This window comes from Muriicola marianensis (genome assembly GCF_014638095.1).
GTDB classification, from domain to species: domain Bacteria; phylum Bacteroidota; class Bacteroidia; order Flavobacteriales; family Flavobacteriaceae; genus Muriicola; species Muriicola marianensis.
The window spans coordinates 663181-685848 of the sequence record NZ_BMFH01000001.1 but is presented as its reverse complement, the minus strand read 5'-3'; the positions used below and the strand labels follow the sequence as shown (position 1 = coordinate 685848).

Genomic DNA, 22668 nt, shown 5'->3' with positions numbered 1-22668 from the left:
GAATGCTTACTAAATTTGCATTTTTAACAGGGACGTTGACCCGGAAAGGCCAGATTTATGCGCAAAATTGCCTCATTTATATATTTCAGGATCATGGGATGGAAGCTCATGGGCAAGGCACCTGATCTGGATAAGTGCGTGATCATTGTAGTTCCTCACACCAGTTGGGTCGATTTTCCGCTGGGGCTTCTCGTTCGTAAAATTCTAAATCTGGAGGTAAATTATATAGGGAAGAAAAGCCTCTTCTCTGGCCCTTTCGGGTGGTTTTTCAGATGGACGGGGGGAGCACCCGTAGACCAGCATTCCAATCAGGATACGGTCGCCCAGGTGATAAGGCTGTTCCGGGAAAAAGAGCAGTTTCGTTTGGCATTGGCTCCTGAAGGAACCCGCAAGAAGGTGTTGAAATGGCGAACAGGCTTTTACCATATGGCTTTAGGGGCTGGGGTTCCCATTGTTATGATCGCCTTCGATTACGGAAAAAAGCAGGTCAGGATCTCAGATCCCGTAGTTCCTACAGGAGATCCTGATAAAGATATTTCTGATTATATGACTTTCTACAAAGGAGTAAGGGGAAAAGTACGCCGAGAGGGTGAATAAACAGTACCCCCAACTCTCAGGGAAATAATCATCAGAGTTGGGGGTATGTTCTCATTGGCAGCTGTGCCCCTCTTAAGATTTAACTACAGTGAGGTCAACAGATGCACATTCATCATTCCCATCATCGTTAAAGTCGAATTCTGCAGTCTCTGGTCCACCGTTCAGCCTAAAGGTATTTCCAGAGAGGGTGTCTCCGAAATACGTTGGATCGTCTGGCGGATCTTCATCAAATTGAATGGCAAAAAAGGTACTGTCTTCAAAGTACATCCTTCCGGTAAACGTTTCGCTCCCATCCGGGAAAGTGACTGTGAGTGTGAACCTTCCATTCGTTTGAATGACCAGGGAAGCAGAACCCCCTTCTGCGATGAGGTCAAAAAAGCCTTCTCCACTGCAAGCTGAGAATGTCAGTTCAGTGGCATTCCATGTACCGGCCAGGTCACTGATACAGTAGCTGGGGCCACAATCAGTCTTGGGATCATCCCCATTTCCGGAATCACATCCGGCGATAAAGAAGATGACAAAAACGGCCATGGTCCGGAGTAAAAGGGTTTTCCATTTCATGGTCCATGGTTTTGGGTTAATCAGGAATTTCAACTTCCTTCCTACAGGAAGGTAATGGGTTCGGTATACAAAATCAAAGCTAATCCCTACCGGAATACTATCCTATGATATCCGTCATGCCGGAAGAATAAATATGCAGCAGATTCTTTAAAATCTTTGGAATATGAAGGTCGAAATGAAGATGCAGGGGTTTATTCCTTCATGGTGTGGTAGACGTTCTGGACATCGTCGTCCTCCTCGATCTTCTCAAGCAGTTTTTCCACGTCTTCTGCTTCTTCCGGGGTAAGTTCCTTGGTGACCTGGGGAATGCGCTCAAAGCCCGAGGAGAGGATCTCTATTTCCCTTGCCTCCAGTTCTTTCTGTATGGCCCCGAAACTCTCGAACGGAGCGTAGATCATGATGCCATCCTCGTCCTCGAAGACCTCTTCGGCCCCAAAGTCGATCATGTCGAGTTCCAGTTCCTCCGGATCCAAATCCCCGGGATCTATCCGGAAGTGACAGGTGTGATCGAACATGAATTCCACCGATCCGGAGACTCCCAGGCTGCCGTTGCATTTGTTGAAATAACTGCGAATATTCGCTACGGTTCGCGTGTTGTTATCCGTGGCTGTTTCTATAAGGATGGCGATCCCGTGAGGGGCGTAGCCTTCAAAAAGGACTTCCTTGTAATCGCCCTGTGATTTATCCGTAGCTCTTTTGATAGCCCTTTCAATATTGTCCTTGGGCATGTTCACAGACTTCGCATTCTGTATCACAGCACGAAGACGGGAATTCGAATCGGGATCAGGTCCTCCTTCTTTCACCGCCATGACTATATCCTTCCCGATTCGGGTAAAGGCCTTCGACATGGCTGACCAACGCTTTAATTTACGTGCTTTTCGGAATTCAAATGCTCTTCCCATAGGATAAAAACTCAGTAAAAACCGGGGCAAATGTAATGATTATTTTAGCTATCTCAAGGGGGTGAGATCTCTGTAATCACTCGCTCTCGATGATGTTCTCAATGGCTTTTGCCAGGGTAAAATCCTTCTCTGTTACCCCTCCTGCATCATGTGTGTTCAGGCGGATTTGGAGGGAATTATACACATTGCTCCAGTCCGGGTGATGATTCTGTGCCTCGCATTCAAAGGCGATGCGCGTCATGACCGTGAAGGCCTCCTTGAAGTTCTTAAATTCTAAAGAGGTTTCGATTGCGTTGTCGTTGAATTCCCATCCATCCAATGACTGCAGTCTTTTTTCGATGTCAGCGGGCTGTAGTTTTTCCATGGTTTTGATTTTATTTTATTCGACAAATCGCCTCTCTTGCCGAAAGAGGGATCACCTCTAAGATACGAGTAAAAACCTTTAAAGGGAACGGTTCACAGGATGTTCATTATCCCATGACGTGATGGTCGATGATCTCCTGGCAAGTAAAGCGGAGGTTTTTAGGGAGGAGATTGTCTTTGGGCAGCACTGCCAGATAGCGTTCTTCATTCGTGGTAAAGACACGTTTGAAGATTGGGTTGAAACTCCCTACCCGATCTATGATATCCCTGAGGAAATCCTCGTGGTGTACGAGGTCAGAACTGCCCAGGTGAAAGATCCCGGTTTTATTCCGGTTGACCAGATAGTGGACCTGCTGGCTGAGCTTGTTGTCATCCGTCACGTTGATGATCAGGTTGGGGAAGACCTCAATGGGTTCATTGTTCCAGATAGCCTGTTTGATTTCCCGTATGCGGGGGGAGGCGTTTCCAAAGACCATCGGCAGCCTCAGGATGCACGCTTTCTTTTTTGGAAGCCTTAGCAACATATTCTCGATCTTGATCTTCAACCTTCCGTAAATGCTTTCGGAAAGGGTCTTGTCATATTCGTAGGAAGGGAATTTACTATAGGCGTCAAAAACGTTTGCCGAGGAGAGAAAGTACAGTCGGCAGGGGTGTTTTGCCACGTATTCCACCAGGTGTTCATGAGCCTGTACCTGAGCTGGGAAATCCCCGCGAAGCGCTGAGATCACAATATTGGGGCGAATCCTTTCAAGAAGCTGATACACATCGTCTTCCTGCATATCGTACTGGAAGAATTGCTTGTTGGAGGCAAAGCCATTTCTGGAAGAGAAATAGGTGCCATAGGTATCGTAGTAATTACACAGTTCCTTGTACAGCGCATTCCCAATGAACCCGCTCGCACCTAAGATCAGTATTTTCTTTGAATCTACTTGCACCGTTCCTTCCTGCTTCCCTCTATCCTCTCAGCCCTTGTAGAAGGGTAGTTTTACGATTGAGGCCTCCATGGCATTTTTCCGGATCTGGATCCTGATCTCGGAACCGGCTGAAGCATGTTCGATGGGTACATACCCAAGACCTATTCCTTTTCCCAGAGAAGGGGACATCGTACCGGAGGTCACCTGCCCGATCTCATTACCGGCCGAATCGAGGATAGGGTACCCCTGTCTCGGGATCCCCCGATCCTTTAATTCAAAAGCCACCAGCTTCCTTTTGATGCCTTCTTTTTTCTGTTGTTCGAGGCCTTCCTTATTGACAAAATCCTCTTTGGCGAACTTGGTGATCCATCCGAGTCCGGCTTCCAGCGGAGACGTACTCTCATCAATATCGTTGCCGTAGAGGCAATACCCCATTTCAAGGCGCAGCGTGTCCCTGGCGGCCAGCCCGATAGGCTTTATACCGTATTCTTTCCCCGCATCCAGTACCTTTTTCCAGACCTGTTCCACTTCTTCGTTCTTGCAATAGATCTCAAAGCCCCCGGACCCTGTGTATCCCGTTGCGGAAATGATCACGTGAGGGATGCCTGCAAAATCGGCCACCACGAAGGTGTAGAACTTGATCGATAAAAGGTCGACGGAGGTCAATGATTGCATGGCTTCCACGGCCTTGGGTCCCTGAATGGCGAGAAGGGAATAGTTGTCTGAGATATTCTTTATCACCGCCCCGATCTCCACATTGTACTTTGCAATGTGTTCCCAGTCTTTCTCTATGTTCGATGCATTGACCACCAGGAGATATGTTTCCTCTTTGACCCGGTAGACGATCAGGTCGTCCACGATCCCTCCCGTCTCATTGGGCATACAGCTGTATTGAGCCATTCCGACTTCAAGTTTGGAAGCGTCATTGGAAGTGACCTTCTGTACCAGCTCGAGAGCATTGGGTCCTTCAATCAGGAATTCCCCCATATGGGATACGTCAAAGACCCCGACTCCCTTGCGGACGGTCTCGTGTTCTACAGTAACCCCCTCGTAGGAAACAGGCATGGAATAACCTGCAAAAGGGACCATTTTTGCCCCCAGGGAAACATGGAGTTCATTCAGCGTGATGGTCTTCATGATGCGCTTTTTTCAATGTGGCGCAAAGGTATTGAAAATTAGTCTTGACCACTTTCCGGCGTAAAAGTTTTAACCATTTTTTTGAAAGGGGAGAAGGTTCACGACATCAGGAAGTCCCTGAGCTCATCATAGGTCTGCAGAGGAACAGAAACCTTTTCGCGATCCATCACTTCACGGATCTGCCTGGGAAGAGGGATTTCTATGTGCAGAGTAGACCGTACCACATCCAGGAATTTTACGGGATGCGCTGTTTCCAAAAAGACTCCATCAGTTTCCGGATGTGTCTCCATATATTTTTTCAGCCCCAGATATCCCACAGCTCCGTGAGGGTCTGCCACATAATCGTATTGCTTAAATAGACGGGTCATTGCCGACTTGGTTTCAGAGTCGGTAAAAGAATAGGAACTCAGATTTTGCTCCAGGCGTGAAAAGTCGTTGTCGTATAATTCCAGTATCCTGACAAAATTGCTCGGATCTCCCACATCCATCGCATTAGAGATAGTGGCAGTAGAGGGGTGGGGTTCATACTGAGATGTCTGCATGAATCTGGGAACAGTGTCGTTTACATTGGTTGAGGCAATGAAATGGCCGACCGGCAACCCCATCTGCTGGGCCATCATCCCTGCACATATATTACCGAAATTACCACTGGGCACGGAAAAGACCAGATTTTTATCTGTTTCGGTTCTCTGCTTGTAGGCTATCAGGTAATACAGCATTTGTGGCAGCCAGCGTGCCACGTTGATAGAGTTGGCCGAGGTAAGCTGTACGGATTTAGAGAGGGCCTCATCGACGAAGGCTTTTTTTACCATGCGCTGGCAATCGTCGAAAGTACCTTTGACCCTTAAGGCCTTTATATTCTGGCCCAGGGTGGTGAGCTGCCGCTCCTGAATGTCGCTTACTTTTTTGTCCGGGTAGAGGATAACCACATTCACCCCGGGTACACCGAGGAATCCTTTAGCGACGGCCCCGCCCGTATCCCCTGAAGTAGCTACGAGTACGGTTACTTCCTGATCGGTGTTCCTGAAAAAATATCCCAGGCTGAGTGCCATAAAACGGGCGCCTACATCCTTAAAGGCCATGGTCGGGCCGTGGAAAAGCTCCAGGGAGGAGATTCCTTTATCCAAAGAAACCAGGGGAAATTTGAAATCCAGTACTTTGTCTAAGATCTCTTCGAGGACATCAGGAGGTATTTCCTCTTGGACAAAAGGTTTCATGGCCTCCATCCCGATTTCCACAGGTGAGAGATTCCTGATCTCATCGATGAATCCCTTTTTAAACTTTGGGATCTCTTCCGGGAAGTAAAGTCCGCCGTCCGGAGCAATCCCGCGAATGACCGCTTCCCTGTAAGAGACCGAGGGTGACCTTCTGTTGAGACTGTAGTACTTCATCTTCAGGGGCTTACTCCTTTACCAGTGATGAGTTTTATTCCTTCGGTATTGATGCCGGAAACGTAGGCATCATGCTCGAGGTCGAGTTTACTGAGCACATCACTCATGGCACGGGCTGCATTTTGGGCGGTTTCCTCACCTTTGCTGAGGGAAAAAATGGACGGCCCCGATCCCGATATGCCGCATCCCAGGGCACCTGCAGCCAGGGCCTGTTGCTTGATCTCGTCGAAGCCCGGGATAAGGATAGATCGGATGGGTTCAATGATGTGGTCTTCCAGGGATCTGCTGATCAGGGCGTAATCTTCTTTGTAGAAACCGGCGATGAGGGCACCGAGGTTACCCCACTGCCTGATCCCGTCGGCCAGGGAAATACTCGTCCTCAGGATCTTGCGGGAATCTGCCGTCTTGATCTCTATGTGGGGATGCACGACGGAAGCGTAGAGCTCGGAGGGGCAGTGGATTCGGACCACATCCAGGGGGTCAGAACTCCGCACGAGGGTGATACCCCCGTAGATGGCTGGGGCCACATTGTCTGCATGGGGTGTACCGCTGGCCAGTTTCTCGCCTTCCATGGCGAAGCGGACCAGTTGTTCTTCCGTGCACGGTTCGCCGAGGAGCTGATTGATGCCCCATACCACGCCGGAGGCACTTGCCGCACTGCTCCCGATCCCACTACCGGCTTTGATCTTTTTATGGATCTCAAGCTCAAAACCACCCTGATAGTTCAGGGATTCCAGCATGGCCAACCCGGCCACACCGGCGACGTTTTTTTGGGCTTCCAAAGGGAGATCCTGTCCTGTGATCCGGGTGATCACAATACCGGGTAATTCCGTTTTTCTGATCACCATTTCGTCCCCAACCGATCCCAGGGCAAGGCCGAGGACATCAAAGCCACAGGATATATTGGCGATGGTGGCTGGACAGAATACTTTGATCTCGTTTTGTATCATGAATTGCGAATACCTGGTTCGAAACTACTACAAAATCTTTGTTTAAACACCGTGAGTGCGGTTAATACGTCCCAACTCTGATGATATCGGCAAAGATACCCGATGCTGTGACATCGGCCCCGGCACCTGCGCCTTTAATGATCAGCGGTTGTTTAGGATACCTCTTCGTATAGAAAAGGACGATATTGTCACTGCCCGCCAGGGAATAGAAATCATGCCCTGCGGGGATGTGCTCCAGTCCCACACTGGCTTTACCGTCCTTGAGGGATGCCACAAATTTTAATTTGCACTTTTTTGCCTTGGCTGCCTTTACCAGTTTTTGGAAACCGGGCTCGTGTTTCTTCAGAGCGGCGAAAAAACTGTCGTTATCCTTGGTTTTCAAAGCTTCCTCCGGAAGAAAGGACCGGTTTTCGATCTTGGAGAGTTCCAGTTGGAATCCGCTTTCCCTGGCCAGGATCAGGATCTTTCTCATCACGTCGATCCCGCTGAGATCGATCTTAGGATCAGGTTCAGTATATCCTTCTTCCTGGGCCTGTTTCACCACGTCGTGAAAGGTGGTGTCCTCATTGAAATGGTCGAAGACAAAATTAAGACTGCCTGAAAGCACTGCCTTGATCTCCCTGACCTCATCCCCGGAGGCTATCAGATTTTTCAGGGTGTCTATGATCGGCAGCCCCGCCCCCACATTGGTCTCAAATAAGAAAGGTGCCCTGTACTTTGAGGCTAGGCCCTTCAGCTGTTTGTAATTGCTGAAAGCCGAGGAACACGCGATCTTGTTGCAGGTGACGACAGAAATACTTTCCCTTAGATACTGGGGATAGCGCTCAGCCACCTTCTCGCTGGCCGTGTTGTCGACCAGGATGCTGTTGCGGGCATTGATATGCTGAATGGTCTTGAAGAATTCCTTGGGGTCTGCTTTCGCACCTGTTTGCAGGAGATCTGGCCACTGTTGAAGCGGAATGCCCTGCTCATCGAAGTACATCTTTCGGGAGTTGGAGATCCCGAGCACCCTGACATTGAGCCTCAGATGGTCCTTCAGGTACTTCTTTTGTTTCCTGAGTTGCTCCAGTAGTTTCGCTCCTACATTCCCCGTCCCGAGCACAAAAAGGTTTAACTGTTTGATGTTCTCCTCGAAGAATGTCTCGTGGAGGGTGTTCAGAGCCTTCTTCACGTCTTCCTTTCGGATCACAGCCGAGATATTTCTCTCAGAAGCCCCCTGGGCAATGGCCCTGATGTTTACGTTGTTTTTCCCCAGGGTGCTGAACATCCTGCCACTCAGCCCCTGGTGGTTCTTCATCTGATCCCCTACCAGGGCGATGATGGCCAGGTCTTTTTCGTGGATTACGGGTTTGATCTTTCCCTGAGACCGTTCGTAACTGAAAGCCTTGTCGATCTCCCTGATCGCTTTTGAGGCGTCCTCATCGGCAATACCGATGCAGATAGAGTGCTCCGAAGAAGCCTGGGTGATAAGGACCACACTGATACTGGCTGCGGAAAGTACCTCAAATAAACGCTTGGAGATACCGGGGATACCGATCATGCCCGGACCTTCCAGGGAGAGGAGGGAAATCCCCGGGATGTAACTGATCCCCCTGACTGTCCTCCCTTCTTCCGGTGACTTTTTCGTGATCAGCGTTCCGGTGGCAGCGGGATCGAAAGTGTTCTTGATCAGAATGGGGAGGCCTTTCGCCAGGACGGGCTGCACCGTGGGCGGATAGAGCACCTTGGCGCCAAAATGCGATAGTTCCATGGCCTCTTCATATGATATATGGGCGATGGGCTTGGCCTGTTTCACGATCCTGGGATTCGCGGTATACATCCCACTCACATCGGTCCATATCTGTAATTCCTCCGCTTCCACAGCTGCGGCCAGGATTGAGGCTGTGAAATCTGATCCCCCTCTTCCCAGGGTTGTTACATTGCCGTCCTCGGAGGAAGCGATAAAACCTGGAAGTACCACTACGGCTGCCTTCTCCTGCTCAAAGTACTCCCGAATTCGTTTGTTGGATTCCTTAAAATCAACTGCGGCCTTCCCATGGCTTTGGTCGGTGAGAAGGAGTTCCCGGGAGTCTTTAAATACGGCGTTTAACCCGCTCGACTTAAAATACTCGCTGATGATAAAGGCAGACAACAACTCTCCAAAGCTGACGATCCTGTCTGATAACCGGGGAGTTATCTCACCAATGTAAAATACGCCATCCAGAAGGGTCTCCAGCACATTGAGTTCGCTTTTTACCTTGCTGAGCACACCGCTTTGGGATTTCATCGGCATCAGCTCCCTGACCACTTCCAAATGCCTGTTCTCTATGCCCTTGAGTGATTTTCGATATGCGGCATCCTGGCGGGAAGCGATATCCATAGTATCGAGCAGGTGGTCAGTGATCCCCCCCAGGGCAGAGACTACCACGGCTACCCTGTCTGTATCTGTGTGATTCAAAATGTCCCTGACCTGCTTGATCACGTCGGCAGAGGCCACGGAAGTACCACCAAATTTTAAAACTTTCATCGTAATAAGGAATTAAGGAAACTAAAGAGAAATGGGACTGCTGAGAATGATGTGAGACTACCCCCATGGGGTGATGGTGGTCACCACCTTTTGAAAAGGGTACAAGGTTACCACCCAGTGGATTGGCAAGAATGAAAAGGGATTCGATCTCATACGGTTCAAATGTAGTATTTTTACCTAGCCGCCCAAACAAATCAATGGATTTTTGAGGACATGCAGGAGAATCTCGAGCTTTTTTGCGGATTTCATACAGACACCGGGAAAAAGTGTGAACTTTCTATCAGGATCCTGCTGATGATCCCTAGAGGTGTGACGTATCATATCCGAACCTAATGAAATGAAAATACTATCCGCGGAACAGATCAGGGCTGCTGATGCCTATACCATACAAAGCCAGAACCTCCGGAGTGAAGAGCTTATGGAAAGGGCCGGGATCACCATTTTCAATTGGTTGCACCAGCAATTGAATGGTTCTCCCGTCACCTTGCACATATTCTGCGGGATCGGCAATAATGGGGGAGACGGACTGGTCGTAGCAAGGCATCTGCTGGAACACGGGTATAAAATTCAAGTGTACGTCGTGAACTATAGCGACAAAAGGTCGCAGGATTTCCTGATCAATTTTGACAGGCTCAAGGAGCAAAAGGTATGGCCTGAAATTTTAAAGGAGAAAAGTCCCATGCCCGACATACAAGACGGTGATATAGTAGTGGATGCTATCTTCGGAACAGGGTTGAACAGGGAGCCAAGTCCATGGGTGGGCCGACTCATGCAAGACTTGAACTCTGGCAAGAACCTGTTGGTTTCCATAGACATACCCTCCGGGATGTTCCTCGACAAACCTTCTGATCTGGGCCGGGTTATTCACGCCAACTACGTCCTGACCTTTCAACACCCGAAACTGGTCTTTTTCCTGCCATCCACAGGAAGTTTTTGTGAACAGTGGGTGGCCCTGGATATCGGTCTGGATGAGGCCTTTATAAATTCCCTGGATACGGATTATGAATTGATAGGTTACCACGAGATCAGACCTCTCTATCGATTCAGGAGTAAATTTTCTCATAAAGGTACTTTTGGTCATGCCGTAATTGCTGGTGGGTCTCATGGTAAAATTGGTGCAATAAAACTTGCAGCAGAGGCCTGCCTAAGAAGTGGGAGCGGACTCGTTACGGCCTATGTGCCGGGCTGTGGGCTGAACCCCTTGCAATCCAGTATCCCGGAAGTGATGGTTCTGACCGATGGAGAAGAAAAGGAGATCAGGGAAATAAAAATTCCCTTTCAACCAACAGTTGTCGGTATCGGGATGGGTATGGGCACTTCCAAACCTTCCTTAGCAGCATTCAGGTCCTTCCTGGAGGGATGGTCATCCCCTGTAGTAGTTGACGCTGATGGACTGAATATGCTGGCTAAAGAAAAGGCCATGTTGAAACTTCTGCCCCCACTCTCCGTGCTGACCCCTCATCCCGGCGAACTGGAACGTCTGATCGGTTCCTGGAAAAACGAATTCGAAAAACTGGAGATGGCCAGGGAATTCGTGAAGAAGGTAGGCTGCATCCTTGTCATTAAGGGAGCGCATACCATAGTACTCGATAAAGAAAAAGGCTATGTGAATACCTCGGGGAACCCGGGGATGGCCACTGCCGGTAGCGGGGATGTCCTTACGGGGGTGATCACCGGACTGCTCGCCCAGGGATACACCCCCCTGGAGGCCGCACTTATGGGGGTGTATGTACATGGCAGGGCAGGAGACCTATGCCTGCAAGCACAAAGTATGGAATCCCTTACAGCGGGGGATATTATAATACAACTTGGAACAGCCTTCCGGGAATTCTACCTGGAAGATTCAACCCAAAGTAACGAAGAGGAAGGGGAGTAACTTAATTTTTGGCTACCCGTCTTTTGACCCAGGTGAGGGCATTGTTGTAGTCGATAAAGAATTTCATCGGCTTTTTGTAGAACATCTTCTCTATGGTGAAATTGTGCATGTGCATTTCTTTCACAGAGACAATAGCATATGCCTTTAAATTTGGCAACTCCCGAACATAGTTGTAAATCGTTGGGTCTATAGCGTAAGAATTCTTTCGGTAGCTGATAAAACCAAAGGGCCTGTCCCTGTAATGGATCTCGGAGATCCCGATCAATTGGTAAGCCCTTTCCAGAGTCACAGTGACTCCCTCGTTGTAAACGGCCACCATATAGTCATCGAAGACCTGCACGGTTCCTATATCCAGCACATACTCCTTTACGACAACCGGTGTTTTTATCGGCCTTACTTTCATCCCCATGTAGTTTTGTAGTGTTCAATACGAAAGTATTCGGAAGGCCATCGGGATTGAAAAATATTAGATTAAAGGCGTAAAAATCGTTTAATCGACATGATGTGCTCCCCATGGGCAGGAATGAGATTAAACGGCAAAAAAAAGGGTGTCAGTTTAATGACACCCTCAATAGAATTATTTCCTACAATCTAAGCCTCGGAAGACTTCTTAGCCTTTTTGATCTTAATGGACAGTAATTCCGATTTTCCATCGTAGTCCATGAAGATGCTGTCGCCTTCCTCCAGCTTGGAATTGACGATCTCCTCGGCAAGTGCATCCTCTATATATTTCTGGATAGCCCTTTTCAGTGGCCTTGCGCCGTATTGTTTGTCAAATCCTTTATCTGCGATATAGTCTTTTGCCTTATTCGAAAGATTCAGGTCATAGCCGATGTCCTTGATCCTGCTGTACAGTTTGGCGAGCTCAATATCGATGATCTGGTGGATATGCTCCCTTTCCAGGGGATTGAAGACGATCACATCGTCTATCCTGTTTAGGAATTCCGGTGCAAAAGCCTTTTTCAAGGCATTCTCGATCACGCTTTTCTGATGTGAGTCTTCCTGGGATTTCTTGGCCGCCGTACCAAAACCAACGCCTTGTCCGAAGTCCTTCAGCTGGCGGGCTCCGATATTGGAAGTCATGATAATGATGGTGTTCCTGAAGTCGATCTTCCTCCCCAGGCTGTCTGTCAGATATCCGTCATCCAGCACCTGTAGCAACATGTTAAAGACATCGGGGTGAGCTTTCTCCACCTCGTCGAGGAGGATGACAGAATAGGGTTTGCGCCTCACTTTCTCAGTGAGCTGTCCCCCTTCTTCGTAACCCACATACCCCGGAGGGGCTCCCACAAGTCTGGAGATGGCAAATTTCTCCATGTACTCGCTCATGTCTATACGTATAAGGGCGTCTTCGGAATCGAAGAGTTCCTTGGCCAGAACTTTCGCCAGCTGGGTCTTACCAACCCCGGTTTGTCCGAGGAAGATAAAGGAGCCAATAGGTTTGTTGGGGTCCTTGAGTCCGGCCCTGTTCCTCTGTATGGCCTTGGCCACCTTGGCTACGGCCTCGTCCTGTCCGATCACGTTCCCTTTTATCAGGGCGGGCAATTCGGCCAGTTTATTGCTTTCGGTCTGTGCGATCTTATTCACAGGTATGCCACTCATCATGGATACCACGTCTGCCACGTTGTCCTCGGTGACGGTCTCCCTGTGCAGCTTGCTGTCCTCCTCCCATTTTTCCTGGGCTACGGCCAGTTCTTTTTCGAGGCGTTTTTCATCGTCTCTCAACTTGGCTGCTTCTTCGTACCGCTGCTTTTTTACCACGGTATTCTTGAGTTCCCTCACGTCCTCTAGCTGCTTTTCGAGTTCGAGTATCTGCTTGGGCACATCCATATTCACGATGTGAACACGGGAGCCTGCTTCGTCAAGGGCGTCAATAGCCTTGTCCGGCAGGAATCGGTCTGTCATATACCGGTTTGTGAGCTTTACACATGCCAGGATGGCATCGTCCGTATAGTGGACATTATGGTGGTCCTCGTATTTCCCTTTGATATTCCTGAGGATCTCTATGGTCTCCTCTACCGTGGTAGGTTCAACCATTACCTTCTGAAACCTTCGCTCGAGGGCTCCGTCCTTCTCTATATACTGGCGGTACTCGTCAAGGGTGGTCGCTCCAATACACTGGATCTCTCCTCTTGCCAGGGCCGGTTTAAACATGTTGGAAGCGTCCAGGCTGCCTGTGGCTCCTCCGGCTCCGACGATGGTATGGATCTCGTCAATGAACAGGATCACGTCGTCATTTTTTTCCAGCTCGTTCATCACGGCCTTCATCCTCTCTTCGAACTGACCGCGGTATTTGGTGCCGGCAACCAGAGATGCCAGGTCGAGGGTCACGACCCTTTTGTTATAAAGGATACGGGATACCTTTTTGTTGATAATACGAAGGGCAAGACCTTCCGCTATGGCACTCTTTCCTACACCGGGTTCACCGATAAGGAGGGGATTGTTCTTTTTTCTACGGCTCAGGATCTGGGAGACGCGTTCGATCTCCTTTTCGCGTCCTACAACCGGGTCGAGTTTGTTCTCTTCCGCCAGGCGGGTGAGATCCCTCCCAAAATTATCCAGGACCGGGGTCTTGGATTTCTTGCTTCCTTTCTGGGCAGAAGTACCTCCATAAGAGGCTTCCTTTCCTTCAGAGGGCTCGTCTGAGTCACTGGGGAAGGATTCGGAGGTGGGGGAATCTATATAATCGTCCTCGCTGGTGATCATAGACTTGAATTGTTCTTTCACCCCGTCATAATCCACTTTGAGCTTGTGCAGTAATTTGGTGGTGGGATCATTTTCATTCCTCAGGATGCAGAGGAGGAGGTGTGCTGTATTGATGGAAGAACTCTGGAACAGTTTTGCCTCCAGGAAGGTAGTCTTCAAAGCGCGCTCTGCCTGCCTGGTGAGATGCAGGTTCTTCTTGTCTTTTTGTGTGTTCCCGGGATTGGGGTTTGCGGGACTCAGGATTTCCACCTTTCTGCGCAGATGATCGAGGTCCACGTCCAAAGCGTCCAGGATACTAATGGCCTTGCCACTGCCATCCCGGAGTAATCCCAGCATCAAATGCTCGGTCCCGATGAAGTCGTGACCAAGCCTCAGGGCCTCTTCCTTGCTGTACGCAATTACGTCTTTTACTCTTGGTGAAAAATTATCGTCCATAGGAATTCCTTAAATCACTTTAAAATTAGTAAAACTTACCATAAGAACGTCAAATACCGTACCTATATTAGATTAAGTTGGTCTAAATGACGAAAAAATGCCCGATTTACAAAATAATTAACAGGCGTTTTATCAACGAAAACGCCTATCTGTCATGTTGATAAATTCTGCAATAAAGTCAATGTTTTGTGCGCCTTAACCTATCATTTTGTGTATATTGGGCCGATGTTTTAACCACTGATAAGCAATAGGATTTTTATATGGCAGAAGGAGAAAAATTGATCCCGATCAACATAGAGGATGAAATGAAATCTGCCTACATTGATTATTCAATGTCGGTCATTGTGTCACGTGCCCTCCCCGATGTCAGGGATGGGTTGAAACCAGTGCACAGAAGGGTGCTCTACGGAATGCATGAACTGGGGGTGAGATCCAGCAGCGCCCATAAGAAATCTGCCCGTATTGTCGGGGAGGTTTTAGGTAAATATCACCCGCACGGAGATACCTCGGTATACGATACCATGGTGCGTATGGCCCAGGAGTGGAGCCTGAGGTACATGCTCATAGACGGACAGGGTAACTTCGGTTCCATCGATGGTGACAGTCCGGCTGCTATGCGATATACGGAGGCGCGGATGAGGAAGATCGCTGATGAGATGCTGACGGACATAGAAAAGGAGACCGTCGACCATCAGCTCAACTTTGACGATTCCCTTCAGGAACCCACCGTATTGCCTGCGAGGATACCCAACCTTTTGATCAACGGTGCGTCCGGTATCGCCGTAGGGATGGCTACCAATATGCCCCCTCATAACCTCTCGGAGGTGGTGGATGGGACCGTGGCCTTTATCGATAATCCCGAGATCGAAATAGACGAACTGATCACTCACATCAAAGCCCCTGATTTTCCAACCGGGGGGATCATCTACGGATACGATGGAGTTAAGGAAGCATTCCACACCGGTCGCGGGCGAATCGTGATGAGGGCCAAAGCCCATTTTGAAGAAGTAGACGGGCGTGAGTGCATCATCGTGACGGAGATCCCGTACCAGGTGAACAAGGCCGATATGATCAAGAAGACGGCCGACCTGATCAATGATAAAAAGATAGAAGGGATCAGCAATATCCGGGATGAGAGTGACCGGAAAGGGATGCGTGTGGTGTACATCCTCAAGCGGGATGCTATTCCTAACATTGTGCTTAATACGCTTTTCAAATACACAGCCCTGCAGTCGTCCTTCAGCGTGAACAATATCGCCCTGGTCAACGGACGTCCCCAGTTACTCAATGTAAAGGAGATCATCTCCTACTTTGTGGAGCACAGGCATGAGGTAGTGGTCCGCAGGACGAAGTACGACCTGAAGAAGGCCGAAGACCGGGCACATATCCTGGAAGGTCTGATCATAGCCTCTGATAATATTGACGAGGTGATCAGCATCATCCGGGCCTCATCAGATGCAGATACAGCAAGGCAAAACCTGATCGACCGTTTTGAACTGACAGAAATTCAGGCCAGAGCCATTGTGGAGATGCGACTGAGGCAACTCACCGGTCTTGAGCAGGATAAACTCAGATCAGAATACGAAGAGATCCTAAAAACCATTGAAGATCTCAAGGATATCCTCGCCAGAAAGGAGAGAAGGATGGAGATCATCAAGGAGGAGCTCCTGGAGGTAAAGGAGAAATACGGAGACGATAGGCGTTCGGAGATCAACTTTGCCGGAGGGGATCTGAGTATAGAAGACATGATCCCTGATGAGCAGGTGGTCATCACCATTTCCCATGCCGGGTATATCAAAAGAACACCCCTTACTGAATACAAGACCCAGCACAGGGGAGGGGTAGGGCAGAAAGCTTCTGCTACCCGTAACGAAGACTTTTTGGAACACCTCTTTGTAGGGACCAACCACCAGTACATGCTGTTCTTTACCCAGAGCGGTAAGTGTTTCTGGATGAGGGTCTTTGAGATCCCTGAAGGAAGCAGGACTTCCAAGGGAAGGGCGATACAAAACCTGATCAACATAGAAACCGAAGACAAGGTCAAAGCCTTTATCTGTACCCAGGACCTTAAGGATGATGATTACGTGAACAGTCACTACGTGATCATGGCCACCAAAAAAGGTGTGGTCAAAAAAACTTCCCTGGAGCAGTATTCAAGGCCGAGACAAAATGGAATCATTGCGATCAATGTGCGGGAAGGTGACGAATTGCTGGAAGCCAAGCTCACTACAGGTACCAGCCAGATCTTCCTGGGACTTAAGTCCGGGAAAGCCATTCGATTTGAGGAGAGCAAAACCCGACCTATGGGCCGTAGTGCCTCCGGTGTTCGCGGTATCACCCTGGCAGACGACGATGACGAAGTGATCGGAATGATCTCTGTCCATAACTTTGAAGAGGACATCCTGGTGGTTTCCGAGAACGGATATGGCAAGAGGTCCAGCATAGACGACTACCGAATTACCAATCGTGGCGGAAAAGGAGTGAAGACCATTTCCATTACTGAGAAGACAGGCGGATTGGTCGCCATCAAGAACGTATCCGATTCAGACGATCTGATGATCATCAACAAATCGGGCATCGCGATTCGCATGAGCGTGGACGACCTGAGGACAATGGGAAGGGCAACCCAGGGGGTTAAACTGATCAACCTCAAGGACAACGATTCTATCGCTGCGGTGGCCAAGGTCATGAAGGACGAGGATAACCTCGAGGAAGTAGATGTGAGGGATATAGAAGTAAAAACAGAAGATGGCACGGCTCTTGATACTCAGGAACCGGAATCAGAACAATAATTAATAAACACTAAACAAAAGAGAGAAACAATGAGAACGAAACTATTCATTTTAATGGCTATGATGTTTAGCACGCTCGCTTTTTCCCAAAAGAGTGAGTTGAAAGATGCGGAGAAAGCCCTTAAGAACGGAGATGCGACAGCTGCCAAGTCAAGCCTGGAATCCATTTCCGGGATGATCGGTGGAGCTGATGAGCGTACCCAGGCCCAATATTATTTTGTAAGAGGTCAGGTATTTGCAGATCTCGCCAAGAAAGGACAGGCCAGTGCCTTTGATGAAGCTATTTCTTCTTATCAGAAGGTGATAGAGATCGAGGATGCCAGCGGGAAAGCGAAATACAGCTCTGATAGCCGGCAGATGCTGGCAGGGATGACTTCAGACCTGATCAATGCTGCAGTGGACGACAACAATAACAAGAAATACAAGGAAGGTGCAGATAAACTCTACATGGCTTACCAGTTGAGCCCCAGGGATACCATCTACCTGTATTACGCTGCCAGCAGTGCTGTTAACGGACAGCACTACGAGCAGGCTCTCGGATACTACGAGGAGTTGAAAAAACTCAATTATGACGGGAGCACCATGTCCTATAAAGCGACCAACATTGAGACGGGTGAAGTAGAGGAAATGAACGACAAGACCCAGATGGATATCATGGTAAAGTCCGGTACCTACAAAGACCCGGTGATGGAAAGGACCCCTTCTAAAAGGTCGGAGATCATCAAGAATATCGCCCTGATCTACACTCAGTTAGGACAGGACGAAAAGGCTCTTCAGGCTTACACAGATGCCAGGGCTGAAAACCCTGATGACGTCAATCTCGTGCTGAACGAAGCTAACTTATATTACAAGTTGGGCGACAAGGATAAGTTCAAGTCTCTGATGGCTGAGGCCTCAGCTATGGCTCCTGACAATCCTGACCTGCAGTACAACATCGGGGTGATCAATATGGAACAGGGGAACCTCGAAGAAGCCAGAACTGCCTACAAAAGGGCTATCGAGATCAATCCGGGATATGTGAATGCCCAGCTGAACCTCTCAACCACATACGTAAACGAGGGTAACGGCCTGATCGATGAGATGAACAGCCTGGGTAATTCCAGGGCCGACATCGCCCGTTACGAGGAGCTCAAAAAACAAAAGGATGAATTGTTCAGAGAAGGAGCCATCGTACTCGAGGACGCTCTTAAGAACAATCCTGACAACCAGGGCATCCTGACCCAGCTCAAGAATATCTACGGGGCGCTGGGCGACAATGAGAACTTCATGAGGATCAAAAAGCTCCTCGGAGAATAAGATTTCTTTTTAGAAGTAAGAAACCCGGTCTTCAAAGGCCGGGTTTTTTTATAGGATCTTTTTGATCACTCTCAGCTTATGGGTATACCGCCCCTGATCAGAGTCATAGATCCCGCTTTGATCGAGCCTGTCTATCCGTACCCTTCCATGGGCGTGTATGATATGGTTGTCTTTCATGATGATGCCCACATGGGTGATCCTTCCCTCTTCGTCGTCGAAGAAAGCGAGGTCGCCCGGACTGCTTTCCTCCACAAAGCTCAATACTTCGCCGAGGGCCGATTGGTCTGATGCGTTTCTGGGCAGGGAATACCCGTTGATCTTGTAGACCATCTGGGTGAGGCCCGAGCAATCGATCCCGAAAGGGGTTTTTCCTCCCCACTGATATGGGGCATCGAGGTATTGAAGGGCCGTGTTGAGTAAATTGGATTTTTCCAGCTTTCCCCTGACCAGTTCCCCCTCGTAGATATGGTTCATGGAGCGGGCAAATTGAACCACGGAACCCAGGAGTATGGGAATCAACTGGCTTTTACCTGAGCTGACAAAAGCGATCAGGTCTGAGGCATGGGCCGGTTCCTTGGTGCCTTTGAATTCCCTGTAACTTTCTTTTTCCAGGGGGTACGACTGGTTTTTAGGGATCCATCCTTCCGTTCCGTCCCAGGTTACCCGTACCTTAACCCAGTCCTTACGGTGGTCGGTCACCTTGTACAAATCCCCGTAAAGCAGCTGGGTGACCTGTTCTCCGGAAGCACTTGCCGCTGCGCGAACCGGGATAATACTCTGGGCACAGAGCCCGTAGTGATGGGTGTTTTTTTGCAAGTATGCTTATTTACGTTCCAGGATAAGGGCCGAGGCGCCGCCTCCTCCGTTACATATGGCTGCTGCTCCGTATTTACCATTGTTCTGCTGCATCACGCTCAGGAGGGTGATCACGATACGGGCTCCGGAACATCCCAGGGGGTGACCCAGGGAAACGGCACCTCCATTTACGTTTACATTCTTATCATTAAGGCCGAGGAGCTTCATATTGGCTAATCCCACTACGGAGAAAGCCTCATTGAACTCAAAAAAGTCGATATCCTCGATTTTCAAATTTGCCTTTGCCAGCGCTTTGGGCAGGGCTTTGGCAGGGGCTGTCGTAAACCACTTAGGTTCCTGAGCCGCATCTGCATAGGCTTTTATGGAAGCCAGGGGCTTGAGGTTTAATTCCGCTGCCTTTTCGGCACTCATCAGTACTACGGCTGCCGCTCCGTCATTGATAGTGGAGGCATTGGCCGCGGTGACCGTGCCGTCCTTTGAAAAGGCTGGCCTCAAACCGGGTATTTTTTCCATTTTTACGTTCTTGAACTCCTCATCTTCATTAAAGATCAGGGGCTCTCCCCTGCGCTGTGGTACTTCTACAGGGACTACTTCGTCAGCGAACTTTCCGTCTGCCCATGCCCTGGCTGATCTCTGGTAAGACTGTATGGCAAAGGCATCCTGGTCTTCCCTGCTGAATTTGTGTTCCACGGCACACAGGTCTGCACAGACTCCCATGGCATTCTGATCGTAGGCATCAACCAGACCGTCTTTCTGCATTCCGTCTTCCAGGGTGGCCGGTCCGAATTTCTGCCCGGTGCGCATGTGCACGTAGTGCGGGATCAAACTCATGTTCTCCATTCCACCGGCAACGACGATGGAGGTATCTCCGAGAGCGATAGATTGGGCCCCCTGCATGATGGCCTTCATCCCGGAGGCACATACCTTGTTCACGGTGGTACAAGGGACAGTATCGGGTATGCCGGCGTATATGGCCGCCTGACGCGCAGGGGCCTGGCCTGTTCCTGCCTGCACCACATTTCCCATCAAAACTTCTTCCACCTTATCAGGTGAAAGACCAATTTTTTTCAGCGCTCCTTTAATCGCGACAGCTCCTAATTTAGGTGCTGGTATTCCGGATAATGCTCCCATAAAACTCCCTATGGGAGTACGTGCGAGGGATACGATTACGACTTCTTTCATAGTTGTTCAGTTCTGTCGCGAAATTAAGAAATTATGCGCCAATGGATCACCCGATGGATATAAAAGAAGAGGGTTGACATTATATTTTCTATTTTTATCCCAGCTCAGCAACGCATGGAAGATTCATTAGATAAGCTGTATAAGAATCAGGGCCTGATCTACAAGTACATCCTGTATGTTGTGACGGTGGGTTGCATCGTCTTCTTTTTTCCCAGGGGAGGGAAGTTCAAGTACGAATTCCAGAAGGGGAAGCCCTGGCAATATGAGAATTTATACGCCCCGTTTGATTTTTCCATCAGGAAAGGAGAAGCTGAGATCGCTGAGGAGCAACAGGCCATTAGAGAGCGCCAAATTCCCTACTACACCTACGATACCGCAGTAGTTGAGGAGGTGAGTCAGAATTTCCTTTTAGATTTTCAGGAGAGTCTGGAGGATGAGCAACTATCAGATAGTCAGAAAGGTCGCCTCACCCGCATAGGGGAGGAGGTACTGGTAGAACTCTACCAGAACGGGATACTTCAAAAGGCCTCTGGCAGGGACACACCGGATGATCTTTATCTTGTCAGGAATAATGAAGCCAGCAGGATAAGAGCGGATGCCTTGTATTCCCTTTCACAGGTAGATTCAGTGGTCAGGGGAATCCTGAATACGAGAAGGGCAGAACAGTTTTACCCCCTTTACCAGGAAGTATTGTTCAATGCGTTGAAACCCAACGTGACCTATGACGCTGAGTTGTCGGAAAAGGAACTGGCAGACGAATTGTCAAGGATCTCCACGACCAGAGGCAACGTTGATGAGGGCAAGCTAATCATCGCGCGGGGGGAAGTGGTGGAGGCTGAAAACCTGAATATCCTCAATTCCCTTAAGGCAGAATACGAGTCGGAACTCTGGTCTGAGAACAGCCAGTACTTTATCCTTTTTGGTTATACCATCCTCGTAGCCCTGGTGCTGATGATGCTGTTCCTCTTCCTGCAGAAGTACAGGCCTGCTATTTACCGGAACAACGTAAAGGTCACTTTTATCTTTTTTAACGTCCTGCTGATGGTCTTTCTCACCACCCTGGTGGTGAAGTATGATGAGACCTATGTTTTTGTGGTCCCCCTTTGTATCCTGCCACTGATCCTCAAGACTTTTTTTGATGCCCGTCTCGGATTGTTCGTTCATGTGCTGACCGTCCTTATCCTGGGTTTTGTGGTACCCAACAGTTTTGAATATACCTTCCTGCAGATCATCGCCGGTATCGTCACCATCCTGACGGTATCCGAATTGTACAAAAGGGCCAACCTCTTTATTTCGGTAGGGCAGATCACCCTGATCTACATCGTGGGTTATTTCGCCTTTCATATCATTCACGAGGGGACTCTGGAGGACATAAACATATATACCTTCGGGATCTTTATCCTGAACGGAATGATCACTCTCTTTGCTCAGCCTCTTATTTACATCTACGAGAAGATCTTTGGGATGATATCGGACGTCTCTCTCCTGGAATTATCTGATACAAATTCCAGGCTGCTCAAAGAACTTTCGAATAAGGCACCCGGGACCTTCCACCATTCCCTGCAGGTTGCCAACCTGGCCGAAGCTGCGGCCAATGCGGTCGGTGCCAATGCCATGCTCACCAGGGTAGGGGCCCTGTACCACGATATCGGGAAGATGAACAACCCCACCTATTTTACGGAGAACCAGGTGACCAATGTGAATCCACATGACGATATCAACCCAAAGGAAAGCGCTGAGATCATAATCAACCATGTGATCGAGGGGATAGAACTGGCTCAGAAGAACAATCTGCCAGACCGGGTGATCGACTTTATCCGAACACACCACGGCACCACAAGGGTGTACTACTTCTACAAAAAGGAACTGGAAAACAATCCGGAGGCGGAGGAAGCCGACTTCACCTATCCGGGGCCTATTCCGTTTTCAAAGGAGACCGCGATCCTGATGATGGCCGACTCGGTAGAGGCCGCTTCCAAGAGCCTGGTAAACCCTTCCTACCCAGTGATCGAGGAATTTGTTGAAAAGATCGTGAACGGACAGATGAAATCCAACCAGTTCCTCAACGCCAATATCACCTTTAAGGAGATCGAGATGGTAAAAAAAGTCCTCAAACAAAAACTGACCAACATCTACCATCTGAGGGTGGAGTACCCGGAGTAAGGAGTTAAGGAAGTCCTAAATTGCTTGGCTGTCCCGTCATCAAATCCTATTTTAAAGGTGATACTTTTATAAAATAATAGT

Annotated in this window: 17 protein-coding genes; 5 read left to right on the top strand and 12 right to left on the bottom strand. The window is 49.1% G+C overall.

The genetic code is table 11. The annotated features are described in order from the left end of the window. Positions 1-57: 57 nt before the first annotated feature. Positions 58-597: a 1-acyl-sn-glycerol-3-phosphate acyltransferase gene (locus IEV19_RS03125; protein ID WP_188369242.1), complete on the top strand. Its 540-nt coding sequence runs from the start codon at positions 58-60 to the stop codon at positions 595-597. Positions 598-669: 72 nt separating this feature from the next. On the opposite strand, the gene IEV19_RS03120 is transcribed toward IEV19_RS03125, so the two are convergent. From IEV19_RS03120 to thrA, 8 genes are all read right to left on the bottom strand, one after another. Beyond that, positions 670-1158, bottom strand: coding sequence for a hypothetical protein (locus IEV19_RS03120; protein ID WP_188369241.1), 489 nt, complete (start codon positions 1156-1158; stop codon positions 670-672). 191 nt (positions 1159-1349) lie between these two features. Beyond that, positions 1350-2060, bottom strand: a complete 711-nt coding sequence (locus tag IEV19_RS03115) for a YebC/PmpR family DNA-binding transcriptional regulator (RefSeq protein ID WP_188369240.1) — start codon at positions 2058-2060, stop codon at positions 1350-1352. A gap of 76 nt (positions 2061-2136) precedes the next feature. Beyond that, a complete protein-coding gene (locus tag IEV19_RS03110; RefSeq protein ID WP_188369239.1) occupies positions 2137-2424 on the bottom strand; it encodes a 4a-hydroxytetrahydrobiopterin dehydratase in 288 nt (95 codons plus the stop codon). Positions 2425-2530: 106 nt separating this feature from the next. Then, complete coding sequence (locus IEV19_RS03105; protein WP_188369238.1) at positions 2531-3358, bottom strand: sugar nucleotide-binding protein; 828 nt, start codon at positions 3356-3358, stop codon at positions 2531-2533. A 27-nt stretch (positions 3359-3385) separates the two neighbouring features. Further along, positions 3386-4474: a glycine cleavage system aminomethyltransferase GcvT gene (gcvT, locus tag IEV19_RS03100; RefSeq protein ID WP_188369237.1), complete on the bottom strand. Its 1089-nt coding sequence runs from the start codon at positions 4472-4474 to the stop codon at positions 3386-3388. A 98-nt stretch (positions 4475-4572) separates the two neighbouring features. Next, on the bottom strand, positions 4573-5865 hold the full coding sequence (gene thrC / locus IEV19_RS03095; protein ID WP_188369236.1) for a threonine synthase: 1293 nt from the start codon (positions 5863-5865) through the stop codon (positions 4573-4575). 2 nt (positions 5866-5867) lie between these two features. Beyond that, on the bottom strand, positions 5868-6815 hold the full coding sequence (locus IEV19_RS03090; protein WP_188369235.1) for a homoserine kinase: 948 nt from the start codon (positions 6813-6815) through the stop codon (positions 5868-5870). Positions 6816-6876: 61 nt separating this feature from the next. Then, on the bottom strand, positions 6877-9321 hold the full coding sequence (gene thrA, locus IEV19_RS03085) for a bifunctional aspartate kinase/homoserine dehydrogenase I (protein ID WP_188369234.1): 2445 nt from the start codon (positions 9319-9321) through the stop codon (positions 6877-6879). A 337-nt stretch (positions 9322-9658) separates the two neighbouring features. Here thrA and IEV19_RS03080 point away from each other — a divergent pair, with 337 nt between their 5' ends. Beyond that, a complete protein-coding gene (locus tag IEV19_RS03080) occupies positions 9659-11197 on the top strand; it encodes an NAD(P)H-hydrate dehydratase (protein WP_188369233.1) in 1539 nt (512 codons plus the stop codon). A gap of 1 nt (position 11198) precedes the next feature. Here IEV19_RS03080 and IEV19_RS03075 read toward each other — a convergent pair whose 3' ends face one another. Continuing rightward, complete coding sequence (locus tag IEV19_RS03075) at positions 11199-11600, bottom strand: STAS/SEC14 domain-containing protein (RefSeq protein WP_188369232.1); 402 nt, start codon at positions 11598-11600, stop codon at positions 11199-11201. 188 nt (positions 11601-11788) lie between these two features. Further along, complete coding sequence (locus IEV19_RS03070) at positions 11789-14338, bottom strand: ATP-dependent Clp protease ATP-binding subunit (RefSeq protein WP_188369231.1); 2550 nt, start codon at positions 14336-14338, stop codon at positions 11789-11791. A gap of 260 nt (positions 14339-14598) precedes the next feature. Here IEV19_RS03070 and gyrA point away from each other — a divergent pair, with 260 nt between their 5' ends. Continuing rightward, positions 14599-17130: a DNA gyrase subunit A gene (gene gyrA / locus IEV19_RS03065; protein WP_188369230.1), complete on the top strand. Its 2532-nt coding sequence runs from the start codon at positions 14599-14601 to the stop codon at positions 17128-17130. A 30-nt stretch (positions 17131-17160) separates the two neighbouring features. Further along, positions 17161-18426 (top strand): tetratricopeptide repeat protein, encoded by a 1266-nt coding sequence (locus IEV19_RS03060; protein ID WP_188369229.1) that lies wholly within the window; start codon positions 17161-17163, stop codon positions 18424-18426. A gap of 48 nt (positions 18427-18474) precedes the next feature. Here IEV19_RS03060 and IEV19_RS03055 read toward each other — a convergent pair whose 3' ends face one another. Continuing rightward, the gene (locus IEV19_RS03055) at positions 18475-19242 is read right to left on the bottom strand and encodes a C40 family peptidase (RefSeq protein ID WP_188369228.1); all 768 of its coding nucleotides are present in this window, start codon (positions 19240-19242) and stop codon (positions 18475-18477) included. Positions 19243-19248: 6 nt separating this feature from the next. Next, on the bottom strand, positions 19249-20424 hold the full coding sequence (locus IEV19_RS03050) for an acetyl-CoA C-acyltransferase (protein ID WP_188369227.1): 1176 nt from the start codon (positions 20422-20424) through the stop codon (positions 19249-19251). Positions 20425-20538: 114 nt separating this feature from the next. On the opposite strand from IEV19_RS03050, the gene IEV19_RS03045 reads away from it, so the two are divergent. Further along, positions 20539-22587, top strand: a complete 2049-nt coding sequence (locus IEV19_RS03045; RefSeq protein ID WP_188369226.1) for an HD family phosphohydrolase — start codon at positions 20539-20541, stop codon at positions 22585-22587. Positions 22588-22668: the final 81 nt, after the last annotated feature.